15 protein-coding genes and 1 pseudogene are annotated in these 15,033 nt (G+C 34.4%); 3 read left to right on the top strand and 13 right to left on the bottom strand.

Annotated features, from left to right (window positions below):
* Window positions 1–141 precede the first annotated feature (141 nt).
* Entirely contained in the window at window positions 142–657 is a 516-nt protein-coding gene (locus tag EDD63_RS10535; protein WP_134171230.1) for a 3'-5' exonuclease, read from the top strand.
* A gap of 48 nt (window positions 658–705) precedes the next feature.
* Here EDD63_RS10535 and EDD63_RS10530 read toward each other — a convergent pair whose 3' ends face one another.
* The 5 genes from EDD63_RS10530 to EDD63_RS10510 all read right to left on the bottom strand — a co-directional run bounded on the left by EDD63_RS10530 (window position 706) and on the right by EDD63_RS10510 (window position 4,952).
* The gene (locus tag EDD63_RS10530; protein WP_134171228.1) at window positions 706–1,386 is read right to left on the bottom strand and encodes a Crp/Fnr family transcriptional regulator; all 681 of its coding nucleotides are present in this window, start codon (window positions 1,384–1,386) and stop codon (window positions 706–708) included.
* Window positions 1,387–1,389: 3 nt separating this feature from the next.
* The gene (locus tag EDD63_RS10525; protein WP_166667626.1) at window positions 1,390–2,148 is read right to left on the bottom strand and encodes an ABC transporter ATP-binding protein; all 759 of its coding nucleotides are present in this window, start codon (window positions 2,146–2,148) and stop codon (window positions 1,390–1,392) included.
* Window positions 2,145–3,167, bottom strand: a complete 1,023-nt coding sequence (locus EDD63_RS10520; RefSeq protein ID WP_134171224.1) for a FecCD family ABC transporter permease — start codon at window positions 3,165–3,167, stop codon at window positions 2,145–2,147. Before EDD63_RS10520 ends, EDD63_RS10525 begins: the two co-directional genes overlap by 4 nt.
* The gene (locus tag EDD63_RS10515) at window positions 3,124–4,062 is read right to left on the bottom strand and encodes an ABC transporter substrate-binding protein (RefSeq protein ID WP_166667625.1); all 939 of its coding nucleotides are present in this window, start codon (window positions 4,060–4,062) and stop codon (window positions 3,124–3,126) included. Before EDD63_RS10515 ends, EDD63_RS10520 begins: the two co-directional genes overlap by 44 nt.
* Before the next feature lie 116 nt (window positions 4,063–4,178).
* Window positions 4,179–4,952 (bottom strand): formate/nitrite transporter family protein, encoded by a 774-nt coding sequence (locus EDD63_RS10510; RefSeq protein WP_134171220.1) that lies wholly within the window; start codon window positions 4,950–4,952, stop codon window positions 4,179–4,181.
* A gap of 177 nt (window positions 4,953–5,129) precedes the next feature.
* On the opposite strand from EDD63_RS10510, the gene EDD63_RS10505 reads away from it, so the two are divergent.
* Complete coding sequence (locus EDD63_RS10505) at window positions 5,130–5,474, top strand: zinc ribbon domain-containing protein YjdM (protein ID WP_134171218.1); 345 nt, start codon at window positions 5,130–5,132, stop codon at window positions 5,472–5,474.
* Here EDD63_RS10505 and EDD63_RS10500 read toward each other — a convergent pair.
* From EDD63_RS10500 to EDD63_RS10470, 8 genes and pseudogenes are all read right to left on the bottom strand, one after another.
* Window positions 5,471–6,976: an amino acid permease gene (locus EDD63_RS10500; RefSeq protein WP_134171216.1), complete on the bottom strand. Its 1,506-nt coding sequence runs from the start codon at window positions 6,974–6,976 to the stop codon at window positions 5,471–5,473. The two genes, EDD63_RS10505 and EDD63_RS10500, sit on opposite strands and share 4 nt — an antisense overlap.
* Before the next feature lie 88 nt (window positions 6,977–7,064).
* Entirely contained in the window at window positions 7,065–7,796 is a 732-nt protein-coding gene (locus EDD63_RS10495) for an amino acid ABC transporter ATP-binding protein (RefSeq protein WP_134171214.1), read from the bottom strand.
* Between the two features lies 1 nt (window position 7,797).
* A complete protein-coding gene (locus EDD63_RS11690; RefSeq protein ID WP_424945043.1) occupies window positions 7,798–8,487 on the bottom strand; it encodes an amino acid ABC transporter permease in 690 nt (229 codons plus the stop codon).
* A gap of 63 nt (window positions 8,488–8,550) precedes the next feature.
* Window positions 8,551–9,366 (bottom strand): annotated as a pseudogene (locus tag EDD63_RS11615) (transporter substrate-binding domain-containing protein); the annotation flags it as partial.
* A gap of 301 nt (window positions 9,367–9,667) precedes the next feature.
* Window positions 9,668–10,189 (bottom strand): flavin reductase family protein, encoded by a 522-nt coding sequence (locus tag EDD63_RS10485; RefSeq protein ID WP_134171210.1) that lies wholly within the window; start codon window positions 10,187–10,189, stop codon window positions 9,668–9,670.
* 16 nt (window positions 10,190–10,205) lie between these two features.
* Window positions 10,206–11,375, bottom strand: coding sequence for a hypothetical protein (locus EDD63_RS10480; RefSeq protein WP_134171209.1), 1,170 nt, complete (start codon window positions 11,373–11,375; stop codon window positions 10,206–10,208).
* 100 nt (window positions 11,376–11,475) lie between these two features.
* A complete protein-coding gene (locus EDD63_RS10475; protein ID WP_134171207.1) occupies window positions 11,476–11,892 on the bottom strand; it encodes a hypothetical protein in 417 nt (138 codons plus the stop codon).
* An 89-nt stretch (window positions 11,893–11,981) separates the two neighbouring features.
* Complete coding sequence (locus EDD63_RS10470) at window positions 11,982–13,343, bottom strand: MATE family efflux transporter (RefSeq protein WP_134171205.1); 1,362 nt, start codon at window positions 13,341–13,343, stop codon at window positions 11,982–11,984.
* Between the two features lie 206 nt (window positions 13,344–13,549).
* Between EDD63_RS10470 and EDD63_RS10465 the strand changes: the two genes are divergently transcribed.
* Window positions 13,550–14,902: a DUF2130 domain-containing protein gene (locus EDD63_RS10465; RefSeq protein WP_134171203.1), complete on the top strand. Its 1,353-nt coding sequence runs from the start codon at window positions 13,550–13,552 to the stop codon at window positions 14,900–14,902.
* Window positions 14,903–15,033: the final 131 nt, after the last annotated feature.

The following is a 15,033-nucleotide window of genomic DNA, read 5'->3' as shown; positions in this document are numbered from 1 at the left end:
TACCATCACAAGAAATGCTTTAAAGACACATAAATTATTCAGTACTTATCAGTGATTTATCGAGACTTGGTATGCACTGGTTGAATTAAGCCAAAAAGTTTATATCAAACATTAAAGTACCAGGAATCATTTAACGCTGATATGCCAAGTGATTATATCGTATTTGATACAGAAACAACAGGAACAAGTTCATCCTCAAAAATCATTGAGATTGGTGCAATCAAGTATCGAAATCATGAGATGGTTGATGAGTTTCAGTGTTTTATTGACCCAATGGTACACATCCCTTCATTTATTACCAATCTTACTGGAATCACGAATCAAGATGTTGCTGATGCTCCCTTATTCCATGAAGTTTATGAACACTTTCTAACTTTTATTGAAGACTTACCACTTGTTGCACACAATGCTGCATTTGATATTGGTATGATGGATGCAGAGTGCACTGCTGCAAATCTTCCTTCATTAACGAATCCTGTTATTGACACAGTGACTTTGGCTAGACGTGTAATCCCTAAGTCAATTTGTGGAAATCACCAACTTAGTACGTTAAAAGAGTTTTTTGGACTTGTCGCGATAAGTCATAGGGCCGTTGCTGACTGCGAAGTTTGTGCAACCGTATATCAATATTATTGTGCAAATCGATCAACATTCTAAAAAGGACAATGTCATATGAATGAATTTCATATACATCGTCCTTTTTTATTAGCTTTGTGCGTATGCACATATTCGATTCATATCACAAATAATGAATCGCTTCTTCTTCATTATTAAATAACCAGCATCCTGTAATACTTTAACTTGTCTAGATACACTTTCACGTGTACTACCAACAAATTCAGAAAGCAGAGTAATCGATAATGGAAAATCAATCTCTCGACCTTCTGATGTATCCTTTCCAAAATCCTTGGCAAGCTTCCATAATCTTGCAGCCATTTTCTTATCCAGTCGTAATACATTTGTTGCATTTTTACTCATATGATACATCCGTCGAATACGTAAACTCATATGTTCCATTACATGATTTAATAAAACTTCATCATGCATATATACTTGTTTAAAACTCTCACACGAAATAACTAACAAACGCACATCTGTAATGCATTGCGTTGAACTACTACTTTTTTGTCCATCTAAGATTTCCTCATTCATAATTTCACCTTTACGATGAATAAATAAAATGCGACGCTCTAAATCATTTGTTTTCTTGTATGCAATAGCTGCACCTTCTAGCAAAATATATAAATCATCCACTTCTTGATGCTCGTTGTATAAGCATGTTCCTTTTTTTACTATACATACTTTTGCAGATTCTTCTATTTTTTTATACGAATCTGCTTTAATACCATCAAACAAAGTGATGGAAGAATCAGTACTTATAGCCATAGTCTACCTTTCAAATGTATATCGATATAAATCATTTGGATTTTGTGACAAACGAACATGAACACCAAAGCAGTGATATATTTCATCTGTTTGAATCAACTCATCTGGTTTTGAGTGACTTATGATACGTCCTTGGTCCATTAAAACGATATCAGAAGCATAGGAAAAGGCTTGTGGTAAATCATGAGCAACCATAATAATTGTTTTTCCTTGTCTATTTAACTTATGAAGTAAATCCATAATATCCAGTTGATATTCTACATCTAAAAACGTTGTTGGCTCATCTAATAAAATATAGTCAGTATCTTGTGCAATCATCATTGCAATATATGCACGTTGTCTTTCCCCACCAGACAGTGAAGTCAAATTTCTATGTAGTAAGTTTTCTACTTCAGCTTTTTTAGCAGCTTGTTGAATTAGCTTTATATCTTGTGGTTGTAGTGTCTTTGAAAATCCTAGATGTGGATAGCGACCATGTGATATCAGTTGTTCTACATTCATGTCTGGTATACTTCTTTGTTGCGGTAAATAACACATCATACGCGCGCGTTCTTCTTTTGATATTTGTGTAATATCTTTACTTTCTAACATGATTGTACCTGTATAGGAAAGATATTGATTCATCGCTTTTAGTAAAGTACTTTTTCCACTTCCATTTTTCCCAACAATGCAAGTAAATGAACTTTGTCTAATATCAAGAGATATATCATGCAAAATTTGGTGATGTTCTAAAACTACACTCAGTTGTGAAACTTTCATCATACTTGTAACCTCTTGCATCGACTTAAAATTAACCACAAGAAAAATGGAGAACCTAAAAACGACAAAAAAATCCCAACCGGAATTTCAAATGGTGCAAAAACTAGTCGTGCTAACAAATCACAGCCAAGAACAAGAATTGCACCTACAAGTAGTGTTGCAGGCAGTAAGTATCGATGATCATTACCTAATAGAGAACGCATCATATGCGGAACTAGCAAACCAACAAAACTTAGAATTCCACCAACACTAACACTACATGCTGCTAAAATTGCACCGATGAATATTAACATATAACGAGTTCGAACAACTGGAAGTCCTAATGAATTTGCCATCTCGTCACCTAGCATCAACACATTCATCCGTGTTGCTAAGACATATGATGCAATTAAGCAAACAATTACTACGAATCCAATAAATGGTAGACTTACACTTTGTACATGTGCAAAACCACCAATGAAGAAGGTGCTTTTGTCCATCACTGTATCTGGATATAAAGTAATTAGGGTGTCACTGAAAGCAGTTAGCAAACTAGATATCGCAACTCCAGCCATTACGATTGTTGATTTTGATACATTTTTTCTAGCAATAAAGAATATAAGAATTGCAGCTAGCAAAGAACCTGCAAAGGCAAAGATAGATTTAGCTACAAAAACTCCAGGAAATAAAATCGCTCCTAAGACAACAAAGAGACCAGCTCCTGAATTGACACCTATCGTTCCAGCGGATGCTAATGCATTATTTAATGCAGACTGAAATAGCAATCCAGCTACGGCAAGTGCACTTCCACATAAAATCGTTGCTATAGTTCGCGGAATTCGTACATACCATAATATGTTTCCTACAGTTGCATTGGTATGGTGAAATATATAGTCCCAAACTTCTTGAAAGGAAGTCTCACTTGAACCAAAGGAAATGCTTGCTAGTACAAGCAAGATAAGCACAAGAAATCCTAGCACTATAAACCGATTGAATTTCTTATTGGAAAACATCTGGATACACAATTTGTAGGATATATTCATACGCTTCAGCCCAACGTGAATTCGGTTTATAATGATACAAATCTTTTTCTAAATAATATACATGTCCTTCTTTCACAGCAGTTAATGTAGACCATGCAGGATCATCCTCCAACGATTTTTTAATGTTTGCTTTTGCCTTTGCTTCATCACCCATAGTTGTAAAGAAAATGTAATCAGGATCTTCTTTTAATATCGCTTCCATTGATATTGTATCTAATGGAAAGTCATCTTTTTGCGCAATGTTTTCAATTCCGATTACATCTAATATATCAGTAACTGTATGGTCTTTTGCAATTGCTTTTACATTCGTTGAAAATCCTCGCATAAATAAAGCAGTTTGCTTCTCTTTTTCTGAAGTAGGAATTTGGGCTAGCAAATTATCAATATCTTGTTTTACTGCTACCCCTTTTTCTTGATACGCATCTGTATCTCCTGTAATCATCGTAAAACTTTTTAATACGTTTAGATAATCATCAAACTTTTCCACTTTTGTGACAAATACAGGAATACTTGCTTCCTCTAATGATGTTGTTAGCGCCTTATGTCCAGCTAAATCATCACCTAAAATAACAAGATCTGGTTGTAAAGCGACAATCTTTTCCAAGTTTGGTTTCTTTACATCCCCTACAATTTCGACATCTTTATTTCCATTAATATAATCAAAACGATTTGCATCACTTGTTGTTGCTACAGGCATTCCACCTGCAAGTTTATAAAGATCAACCCATGAACTTCCAAGTACAACAACTTGCTTTGCATCTTTTGCAACCGTTACTTTATTTCCAATGCTGTCTGTAACACTTACAACTGTATTTTTCTCATCCTTGTTTTGTGTTGCATTTTGACAACCAAATAAAATAAAACAAGTAAGTAACATAGCAATAACTTTTTTCATAAACATTCTCCATTTCGTGATATTTATCACTATCATTGTACGCAGTTATAAAATAAAAACAACTAAAGAAGTTCTTATAGTTGCCAAACAAAATCTTATAAAAAAAGCGAGCATATTTACTCACTTTCAATGTTTCTCATCGCAATCAATGAATATGGTAAGGCCACAAATACAATTGCTCCTATTATATTTCCAATCGTTACAATTCCAATGTTATAAAAGTATCCTTCGATACTCACAAGAACGTCACCAGGATGAATTAAAGATACACTTAGCAGTGTCATATTAGCTACACAGTGTTGAAAACCCATTGTTATAAAGGCATATAAACACCAAAACAACATAATTAGTTTACCACTTTCACTTTTCATCTTGTAGTAACACCACATACCTAGACATACAAGCGTATTACATAAAATTGCCTTACAAAGTAATTCAACAGCAGAACCATGCATTTTATCCATCGCCCCATGTGCCATGAATTCACCAACCGGTCCAGTATCTAATCCAGTACCAACAAATAAGAATGCAAGAATAATTGAACCAATCCAATTACCAATGAAACTAGCTACGAGCACTTTAATCACTTGTTTTGTTGTGACAGTTTTTTGTATCCACCCAATCACCATCGCTAACACATTCCCAGTAAATAGTTCACCACCCGCCATTGTTACTAAGCTTAGTGCAATTCCAAAGGATGCACCCATCATTGGTTTTGTAAAAGCAGAACCTGCAAGTTGTCCACCAACTGTATAAGATAATAAAACAGCAAACCCAACAAACATTCCTGCAATCATACTTGATACCGTGTATCCAGCTGGATTTGCCGATAATAGTTTCGCTTTCTTTTTTGCAGTTTTGCTTACTGCCTCAATTCCATCGTTAAACATAGTTCCTCCCGAATTTCATACAAGAAGAAGTGTACCATAGCAAGCTAGTGATGAAACATATCTTTTTAAACAACTTATCATATATGTAAACATATAACACACTTAAGAAATAGTCGTTTATATATAGGTGTTTCCTTATTTATATGATATACTTTCAACGAAAAAAGGAGAAAAAACATGGCCGATATACCTGCATGTCCTAACTGTAATGAGAATTACACGTATGAGGACCGTGGACTGTTTGTTTGCCCAATGTGTGGCAATGAATGGACACAAACTGATACCGACCTGCTAGCAAGTCAAAACGAAGTCAAAGATGCAAATGGAAACATACTACAAGCTGGTGATTCTATCAGTATTATCAAAGACTTAAAAGTTAAAGGAAGTTCCTCCGCATTAAAAGTGGGAACCAAAGCAAAAAACATTCGTTTAATTGATGCTAACGATGGACACAACATTGAATGTCGCATTGATGGTTTTGGTATCATGAAGCTAAAAAGTGAATTTGTAAAAAAAATCTAGTTCTCATCAACTAGATTTTTTTTAACGTGATGGATACTTCTTGCTTTTGGAAAGATCCATTTATTAATTTCATAATGTTTTAACTTTCGTGTCATTTTCTTCGTATTTGCAACACGTTTGCTTTCGTGTTGATACGAAATAAGAACCAGACTTAACACAACAAGAAACATTCCAGTAGTGATCATGACATATTGTTTCGCACTCATTAAGGCAAGTACATCAGCACTTGGTACGAAAGTTGCAATAAATACAACAATTGTTGATGCTAAACCAACACCACCAACTAGCAACTTCATATATTTGCCACCATGAATTTGAAAGTCACGATGTACTCCTCTTTTGGTAAAGATAATACGCAAGTAACTTACAAACAATAAAATGTATGTCACCATATACATCATAACAGTTAATGACATAGCAATTTTAAATGCACCATTATTTCCACCAAACAGTAATGTAAGAATTGCACCTACAACACTTACAATTCCTCCTTGCAGCATCACAAGTCGAACAGGTACTCCATTTTTATTCACTTTTTTAAAATATGGAGGCAATAGTTGGTCTTGAGCAACAGCATACAATGTTCGAACAGGTCCTACGACCCATGAACTAACTTCTCCAACCATTCCAAGAACTAGCAATAATGCAACAACTCGAATCAAAAACGATAAACTTGGAATGACTTGCTCTATTGCAATTTGAATTGCCTGCAATACTCCACTATTTAAAGATAATTCGTTAGCAGGTACAACAATACCTACAGCTAATCCTCCTAACGCATCTAGAGCAACTGCAAAGAAAACTAATGCTAGAATCGCAATTGGATAATCGCGTTTTGGATTTTTCATATTGCTTGCATAACTTGCACTAGCTTCAATTCCAGCAAAAGCTAAAATAAATGGAACAAAGCTACTAATTGAAAATGAATGTTCAATATTTTCAATGTTCGTAACTAGTGACAAATCAATTTGTGATGGATGTCCTTGCACCAAGTATGTAACTGCTAGAATTAAAAATATAGCTGAAGGAATAATAATTCCTCCGATAAAACACACTTTAACAATAACATCTGTTTTTGAAATTCCTCCAAGTTGAGAAAATGTTAACACCCAAAATATCAGTAAGAATATTATATATTTTAATACTGGATTCGTATTTAAACTTGGCATGTCTAAGGCAAATGATAATGCTCCAATAATAAAGTAAAGCATCGTAATGAAGTTGATGGTATTTTGAAGCCACTGCATACATACAGCAACAAATCCCATTCTTTCATTTAATGCATTTTTAATCCAAGTAAAAACCCCACCTTCTTCCCAGCCATCGATGGTCGCCATTTCTGCAGAACATAATGCAACTGGCAAAAACCAAACAAAAGCTGCCGCTACTAAAAAAATAACAGCAACCATTCCAGATTGAGCAAAAGCCGGATATTCATCTGCAGACATCAACATGGATGCAGTCAAAGTAAAAAATCCAAACAATGTTAATTTCTTTTTCATTCACTTCTCCTCTATTCATTATAAGCATAAACATAAAAAAAGCCCACACATAAGCATGAGCTTCATTCATTATATACATTCATTTTTATTATTGTTTAAAACGATGTAAAAAAGCTTTTGTTCGATCATGTTTCGTATGTTCAAACACTTCTTCAGGAGTTCCTTCTTCTACAATTACTCCTTGATCCATAAAGATGATTCGTTTACTTACATCTTTAGCAAATTGCATTTCGTGTGTAACAATCGCCATCGTTAGACCTTCCTTTGCTAAGTCTTGAATAACCTTTAATACTTCTTCAACCATTTCTGGGTCAAGTGCACTAGTTGGTTCATCAAACAGCAATACTTCTGGATCCATACATAATGCACGTGCGATTGCGACACGTTGTTTCTGTCCTCCAGATAGTTGTGTACTAGGCTTAGAAGCAAAGTCACTCATACCAACTTTTTCTAAATACAACATCGCTTTTTCTTTCGCTTCTTGTTTGTTTCTTTTTAGAACTTTGATTTGTCCTATCATACAGTTTTCTAAAACATTCATATTATCGAATAAGTTAAAACTCTGAAATACCATCCCAACTTTTGAACGATATTGGTTTAACTCTAGACTTTTCACATCTTTATCATGGAAGTAAATACATCCTCCATCAGGATTTTCTAATAAGTTAATGCAACGAAGTAGTGTACTTTTCCCACTTCCACTAGATCCAAGAATACTGATGACTTCCCCTTTATCAATATGGAAATTTACATCTTTTAAGACTTCTTGTTTACCAAACGATTTCTTTAAATGCTCAACCTTAATAATTGTAGTATCCATATTACACTCCTCTTTCTAACGTTTTTGGATGTCCCATACGTTTTTCAATTAGATTTAAAATCACCGTAGCAATCGTTGTAAGGAATAAGTAGACCAAACTAGTAACAAAGAATGTTTCTGAGAATTGATATACTGAACCAGCAACACTTGTTGATTGGAAGTATAAATCAACAACACCGATTACATTTAACATACTACTATCCTTAATATTTACAATTAATTGATTTCCAATTGAAGGTAATTGATTTTTAATCGCTTGCGGTAAAATGATAAACATCATTGTTTGTAGGTTTGTCATTCCAATACTACGTGCACCTTCTGTTTGTCCTTTATCAATTGATTGAATCCCTGAACGAATGATTTCTGCCATGTATGCTCCTGTATTTACAGAAATAATAATCATACCAGCTGTTAATGGTGTCCATTGTAGGATTGGTTTTAGTAAATAGTATAGGAAGAATGCTTGAACCATCATTGGCGTACCACGAAGCACCCAAACATAAAAACCTACAAATGCATGACTAATCTTTTTACATATTTTTACAAGCAAGGAATCACTTTCTTCAACTGTGAAGCTACGCAATGTTCCAAGTAGTAGTCCAATAAGTAATCCAAATAATGTACCTACAAAAGCTAAAATCAACGTAATTTGTACACCATAAGCAAATAATGGCCAATACTCTTTTGCGATATTTGTTACTTTCGCGAAGAACCCTTGATCTTTAATAGCAATACCATCTGTTGGTTCACCTGTTTCAGGTTGATTTTTACGTGCGGATTCCATGTATCCAACACGCTGTTCATCACTAATTTCATCAAGAGCTTTTTGAACTTTTTCATAGAACTCTGCTCCACGACTTCCTTCTTTCAATCCAATGGAAACACTTGTATCAATATCAAAGCCTTTATCTTCTGCAAAGTGCACAATCGTTAAATCTGGGTTTGATGCGACAACTCCTTGCGCAACTGGAAGTTCCGCTGTAATTCCATCCACTTCATGTTTTTGTAAAGCAACAACCATCTCAGGATATGTCGCTTTTGGTGTAGCATGCTGTACATTTTCTATTTGATCAATGACGGTATCGTAGTTTGTGCTTTTTTGACCAATGATGTTTTTTCCACCAAATTGTTGAATATCATCATAACTCGCTTCTTCCCCATCACCACGAGTAATCATAACCATTTCTGATTCATAGTATGGTGTTGTAAAATCAATTCCTTTTTCTCTAGTTTCATCTGCTGTCATACCTGCAATAATTGCATCAATTTCACCAGATTCTAGTGCAGGTAGCAACCCTTCCCATGAAAGCTTTTTGATTTCAATTTCTTGTCCTAGTTTATCGGCAATATTTTGAGCAATCATAACATCATACCCATCACAATATCCCGCACCACCAATTGATACTGATGTATCTGTAGCGTTCATTGTTTGCCAGTTAAATGGTGTATAGTTACACTCCATTCCAACAACAAATGTATTTTCGTCATTTACTCGTGCTTTCTGTTCTTGACATCCCACTAGCATTGCAAGTGCAAATAAGCAAAGAAAGCCCAATCGTAATTTTTTCATCCTATATCCTCCAACTAAAAAATGCCAGCAAAAGCACAAGCCTACTGACATAGAAAATGAAAAGTAGATAGCGCTCTTACATAACGTAAACAGTGATATGGTTCTTCGCCATACCCCCATATCATGCATATACCTACACATAATATTCGGCAAATTTCCGCCTTCTATAAGTCACTGAATGTCTTCTACTTATAGATTCTAAAGATTTGCAACCTCTATCAAAATATTTGATTGTTGATGTGATTATATCACCTTAATTATAAATTACAAGTACCAAGACTGTAATTTGTTGAAAAGAAAACTATTTATTAGTTTTATCTTTACTTCGATTATCAATAACAGCAATCACTTCACCCATGATCTCTGTATGTACAGGTTCAACTGTATAGAATTGATTATGAATTTCATGATTCACTATGGATAAGTCTTGCACATGTAACTTACGACAAACAAGTGTGATGTCTGCCTCTTTGTAAGCCATAATGCCTTCTTTATATTCATATGCGTGCAATGAAGTATTAGCAAGTTTATTTCCATCTTTACCTGAAGTTTGACCTAGATATAATAAGTCTTTCTCATAGCTTTCATCAAACATACTAATGGTGAAAAAATCATTCGCCAACATAAAATTGTAGGTAAATCGATTTCTTCGAACATAGGTTGTTGCCACTTTTTTATTCCATATAATCCCAACAGTTCCCCAACCAATCGTCATCATATTGAAATGATCTTTTCCTCCTGCTGTAAGTAATGCGCTTTTTCCTTGAAAGATATCATATCCAGCAAGTTGCAATACTTCATGAATATTTACTTCATGATCCATAACTTATTCTCCTATTCTAATTTAACTGTGTTCCATTTAATTTATTAATTCGTTCCAATTCTTTTTCATACTTCTTCACAAGATAACTATGCTGTTGATCCAATGCAATAGAATCCATCAGTACTTGTTTTACAAATGGGTATGCCTTTGTCTTTTTTCCAGCTTCGATAAGAATCGCTCTTGTCATTGTATTGTCATACTCATCTTTTACTTTTTCTTGGATATCTTCTAAACCATATCCTGCTTGCAAGTATAATCCAACGATATTACTCATCCATCGTGAATATAACATATCATTCATATCTTTATCATCAAGCATGGCACTCTCTTGTATTTTCTCAAAACAAACATCAATCTTTTCTTTTAAATATTTGACGTCTGAAAACTCTTCTATAAACACATCCTCTGCTACATAGGTATATGTACCAAATCCATACTCAACAACGATTTCCTTTAGTGCTGTAAACACATCATCTTTTTCTCTAGCTGGTAGTTTGCGTGAAAACTTACCTACATACCCCAACAGATGGTCATATGACATGCCAACACGTTCCATATACGCTTCATCGATATTCATCAAAAACATGTGGACGATTTTCGCCATTTCAAGTACAGATGACATTTGTTCATCTTCGATTAAACTTTTTGCTTCTTCGTCGACAATTGCATCTAAATCATCGAGCAATCCATCAACATTATAGTATGTATCATCACTATTACGGTAGCGATTAAATAATACTTCTAATGTATGCATGAAGCTTGTATTCTCTATTTCATCAAGCAATTCATCTCGTTCATCACGTATCGCTTTAAACATTTCTACCAAACTTGGATTATCATGCAATACGGCACATGCAAACTGTTTTACAAACTCATAATCGGTACTTTCCACGAGTTCAATAATGTCATAATCCACCTCTAAATTTTCAAGGTCATTATCGCTTTCTTGATCTCCAATCCAAAGTAATGCAGCAATTGCATGTACGCAATCTGCATATGGAGTACATGCTCCACAATCACAATGTAAGATTTCTTCTGTAAAGCTATTTACGACTACATTTTGCCCATCGACAATAAATTTATATGTGTCTTCTTCTTTTTCTTGAAGTACAACTAACCCCGCATCATACATGCGAATTGCATCTTCAATAATTTTATTTTGATTAACCCCTGTTTTTTCATTCATATGTTAAACCCCTCTTATTTTATTTTACATGGTATGACGCATATATACAAATCAAAGAAATGTACAAAAAAATCAAGCATTCATTATGCCTGACTTTCTTTTATACCACATCGATATCATTATCTTTTGCCCACTCTAAGGCTTCATCTCTTTGGATTTGTTGCTTGAACTCAAGATATAATTTTTGCATTTTGTATTCATTTAATTTTCCTAAAAAACCAGTAAGCCCACCATTATTGTAAGCATCAACTAGCATTTGTCGGTTTGCTTCATCATGCTCTTGTTTAATGAAAGCGCGCGCAACACTAGCTTCATTCATTTCTCTTGAACTTGGAAGTGGGATTAAAATATCTCCATATTGACTGACAAAATCTTCAACAGTATATACTTCGTCATCATAAAAGAGACCATCTCCATCATCCACCATAATTGTTTGATCATCTGTATTGTAGTACATTCCGTCTACATCATCGATATCACAAAACGCTCTGAATAAATCGTCTTTTGAAATTTGCATAAATATACCCCCTTTTAACGATCATATCCTTCTACTATTTTTAGTATAGCACGAATATCTACGGTTGGAAGTTCTTTACTCAAAACACACTATGCTTCTTTTTTAAATCCATGCATCCAATCAACTTTGTGATAATATACAAAGAAGCAAAGACTACTTAGTCCCCACGTTAGTGGATATACCCAGTATACACTAACAATACTTTCGAAGAAGTATCCCATTATCGTTAAAAAACTTACACGGATCAAACACCAGCAAATCATCATCACGATCATTGGTACAAAGCTTTTTCCTGCTCCCCTTAAAATAGCAGATATACAATGCGAGTACGCTAGCAAGCAAAAAAACAAACTTGCTGTTCGTGCTCGATCTGTACCAAAAGCCACTACTTCAGGCTCATTATTGAATAATGCAATAAGTACAGGTGCAAATATAAATACTAAGATTCCAATAACTTCGGCAAGTATGACTGAACATATCATACCAAACTTAGCACCTTTTTTGGTACGTTCATAGTTTTCAGCCCCTAGGTTTTGACCAACAAAAGTTGTTAAGGCCATTGTAAAACTAGAAATTGGTAAGAAAGCAAAACCTTCAATTCTTGAGAATGCTCCACATCCTGCCATTGCATTTTCACCAAAAAAGTTAATATTACTTTGCACCACTACATTTGCAATCGCTATAATCGAATTTTGGAATCCTGAAGGTAATCCATAATCAATAATTAATTTAAACTCTTCTTTATGAAAACGTACTTCACGCAAATTTACTTTATATACATCGTCGGTTCTTGTTAGACGATGCAAACATAATAAAGCACTAACAAATTGTGCGATGATTGTAGCTATAGCGGCACTACCAACACCCATACCTAACACAGCGATAAAAAATAAATCAAGTACAACATTGATTAATGAAGAAATAATTAAGTAGTATAGTGGATGTTTACTATCCCCTATCGCTTGCAATATCCCAACAAAAATATTGTACATGACTAACCCTAGAGAACCAATAAAATATATCCTAAAATATTCAATACTCTGTGGCATGACTTTCTCTGGTGTTCCCATCAAATCCAGCATTATTGGAGCTAACCATGTTCCTAGTATCGTTAATAACACACCAGCAACTAAACCAAAAGCAATTGTTGTATGAATTGATCTAGACATACTATCATAATCTTTTGCCCCAAAGAAACGTGCAATAACAACTCCTGCTCCCATCGCAATTCCATTAAAGAAACCAACCATTAGAAATATTAAATTTCCTGACGAACTTACAGCAGCAAGAGCACTTGATCCTAAAAAGTTACCTACAATCAAGGAATCTGCCGCATTATATAACTGTTGAAATGTATTCCCTAAAAACAATGGCATCGCAAAGAATACGATTTTTTGCCAAATGGGTCCTTCAGTCATGGACGTGGACTCGCTTTTTGACACTCCATTCATAATTTCATCCCCAATCTTTACTTGTCTATTATTGTATCAAAAATAGGTTACATTGCCATCCCCTTTTTTACATGCACTAATTTTTATTAAGTCATGTATGCCATGCATCCTAAAACTATATATACATTTTTACAATTCTTTTGAAGTCTGTACAAATAAACGGACACGATTAATGGTATAATACAATCAATTAAGGAGGTATAGATATGCATAACATACAATGTCCACATTGTCACAAAACCTTTGCTTTAGATGATGCTGGATACGCCGATATTCTCAAACAAGTAAAAGATAAAGAATTTACACAAGAGTTGCATGAAAAACTCGAACAATTAGAAAAACAACATCAACAGGATTTGGATTTAGCAAACGAAAAAGCAAAAGGTACATTACGTCAAGAACTTTCAAAGAAAGAGCAAGAGTTACTTGATTTACAGTCAAAAATCGATGCAAGCGCACAAGAAAAGGAGCTTGCTGTCCATAAAGCGCAACAAGAAATGCAAGAACAAATTGCAAATCAACAAGCGAAAATATCTGAACTTCAAGCAAAAAGTGAAGCTCTTGATAAAGAAAAGGAATATGCAATCAAAGATGCACTTTCTGATAAAGACAAAGAACTATTGGAGCTCAAAAATAAACTCCATGCTTTAGAATTAGAAAACCAAAACAAGTTGGAAAAAGTACAACATGAAGTTGCCTTGAAAGAACGTGAAAGTGAATTAGAAAAACAAACATTAAAAGAGACATATGAGTTACAATTGCGCCTGAAACAAGAGGAAGTTGAAACCTATAAGGATTTCAAAGCACGTCAATCGACAAAAATGATTGGAGAATCACTTGAGCAATACTGTGAAAATGAATTCAATAAAATTCGTGCGACAGCCTTTCCAAGTGCACAGTTTGGAAAAGATAATTTAGCTGTTGAAGGTACGAAAGGTGATTACATCTATCGTGAGTTTGATGATATGGGTAATGAGGTTATTTCGATTATGTTTGAAATGAAAAATGAAGCAGATCAAACTACAACAAAAAAGAAAAATACAGATCACCTAAAAAAATTAGATAGTGATCGTACCAAAAAGAATTGTGAGTATGCTGTGCTTGTCTCAATGTTAGAAATGGACAATGACTTCTACAACAACGGAATCGTAGATATGTCTTATGAGTATCCAAAGATGTATGTCATTCGTCCGCAGTTTTTTATTCCACTCATCGGTTTATTACGCAATGCTGCACTTAACACACTTACCTACAAACAGGAAGTTGCACAAATGCGTGCACAAAATATCGATATTACCAACTTTGAAAGTGAATTAGATGCCTTTAAAGATGCCTTTGGTAAAAATTATGAACGTGCAAGTAAACGTTTTAAAGATGCCATTGATGGAATTGATAAAACCATTAAGCAACTGGAGAAAACAAAAGATGCTCTACTTTCTTCTGAGAACAACTTACGTCTAGCAAATAATAAAGCAAATGACTTAACTGTCAAAAAACTAACGCATGGAAACCCTACGATGAAAGCAAAATTTGATGAACTAAAAAGGGAAGATAACTAAATCTTCCTTTTCTTGAGTATTATCAGCAACATGGGCTTTTAGATTAGCTATTCAAAAACAAGGGGATGTTTTCTCCTATAGATAAACACCTGCAATATAGAAGTTCGGGGTTTATTGATTCTCAACATACT

The sequence above is a fragment of the Breznakia blatticola genome (assembly GCF_004365815.1).
In the GTDB taxonomy this organism is placed as follows: Bacteria; Bacillota_I; Bacilli_A; order Erysipelotrichales; family Erysipelotrichaceae; genus Breznakia; species Breznakia blatticola.
Note: the sequence above shows the minus strand (reverse complement) of the source record. Positions and strands in the feature narration are given on the sequence as shown.

Bases quoted from the DNA above. Each gene is read 5' to 3' on its own strand.
- EDD63_RS10525 (WP_166667626.1), bottom strand. From the start codon at position 2,148: ATGATGAAAGTTTCACAACTGAGTGTAGTTTTAGAACATCACCAAATT.
- EDD63_RS10505 (WP_134171218.1), top strand. From the start codon at position 5,130: ATGGCCGATATACCTGCATGTCCTAACTGTAATGAGAATTACACGTAT.
- EDD63_RS10510 (WP_134171220.1), bottom strand. From the start codon at position 4,952: ATGTTTAACGATGGAATTGAGGCAGTAAGCAAAACTGCAAAAAAGAAA.
- EDD63_RS10530 (WP_134171228.1), bottom strand. From the start codon at position 1,386: ATGGCTATAAGTACTGATTCTTCCATCACTTTGTTTGATGGTATTAAA.
- EDD63_RS10470 (WP_134171205.1), bottom strand. From the start codon at position 13,343: ATGAATGGAGTGTCAAAAAGCGAGTCCACGTCCATGACTGAAGGACCC.
- EDD63_RS10465 (WP_134171203.1), top strand. From the start codon at position 13,550: ATGCATAACATACAATGTCCACATTGTCACAAAACCTTTGCTTTAGAT.
- EDD63_RS10495 (WP_134171214.1), bottom strand. From the start codon at position 7,796: ATGGATACTACAATTATTAAGGTTGAGCATTTAAAGAAATCGTTTGGT.
- EDD63_RS10520 (WP_134171224.1), bottom strand. From the start codon at position 3,167: ATGAATATATCCTACAAATTGTGTATCCAGATGTTTTCCAATAAGAAA.
- EDD63_RS10500 (WP_134171216.1), bottom strand. From the start codon at position 6,976: ATGAAAAAGAAATTAACATTGTTTGGATTTTTTACTTTGACTGCATCC.
- EDD63_RS10515 (WP_166667625.1), bottom strand. From the start codon at position 4,062: ATGAAAAAAGTTATTGCTATGTTACTTACTTGTTTTATTTTATTTGGT.
- EDD63_RS10480 (WP_134171209.1), bottom strand. From the start codon at position 11,375: ATGAATGAAAAAACAGGGGTTAATCAAAATAAAATTATTGAAGATGCA.
- EDD63_RS10535 (WP_134171230.1), top strand. From the start codon at position 142: ATGCCAAGTGATTATATCGTATTTGATACAGAAACAACAGGAACAAGT.
- EDD63_RS10475 (WP_134171207.1), bottom strand. From the start codon at position 11,892: ATGCAAATTTCAAAAGACGATTTATTCAGAGCGTTTTGTGATATCGAT.
- EDD63_RS10485 (WP_134171210.1), bottom strand. From the start codon at position 10,189: ATGGATCATGAAGTAAATATTCATGAAGTATTGCAACTTGCTGGATAT.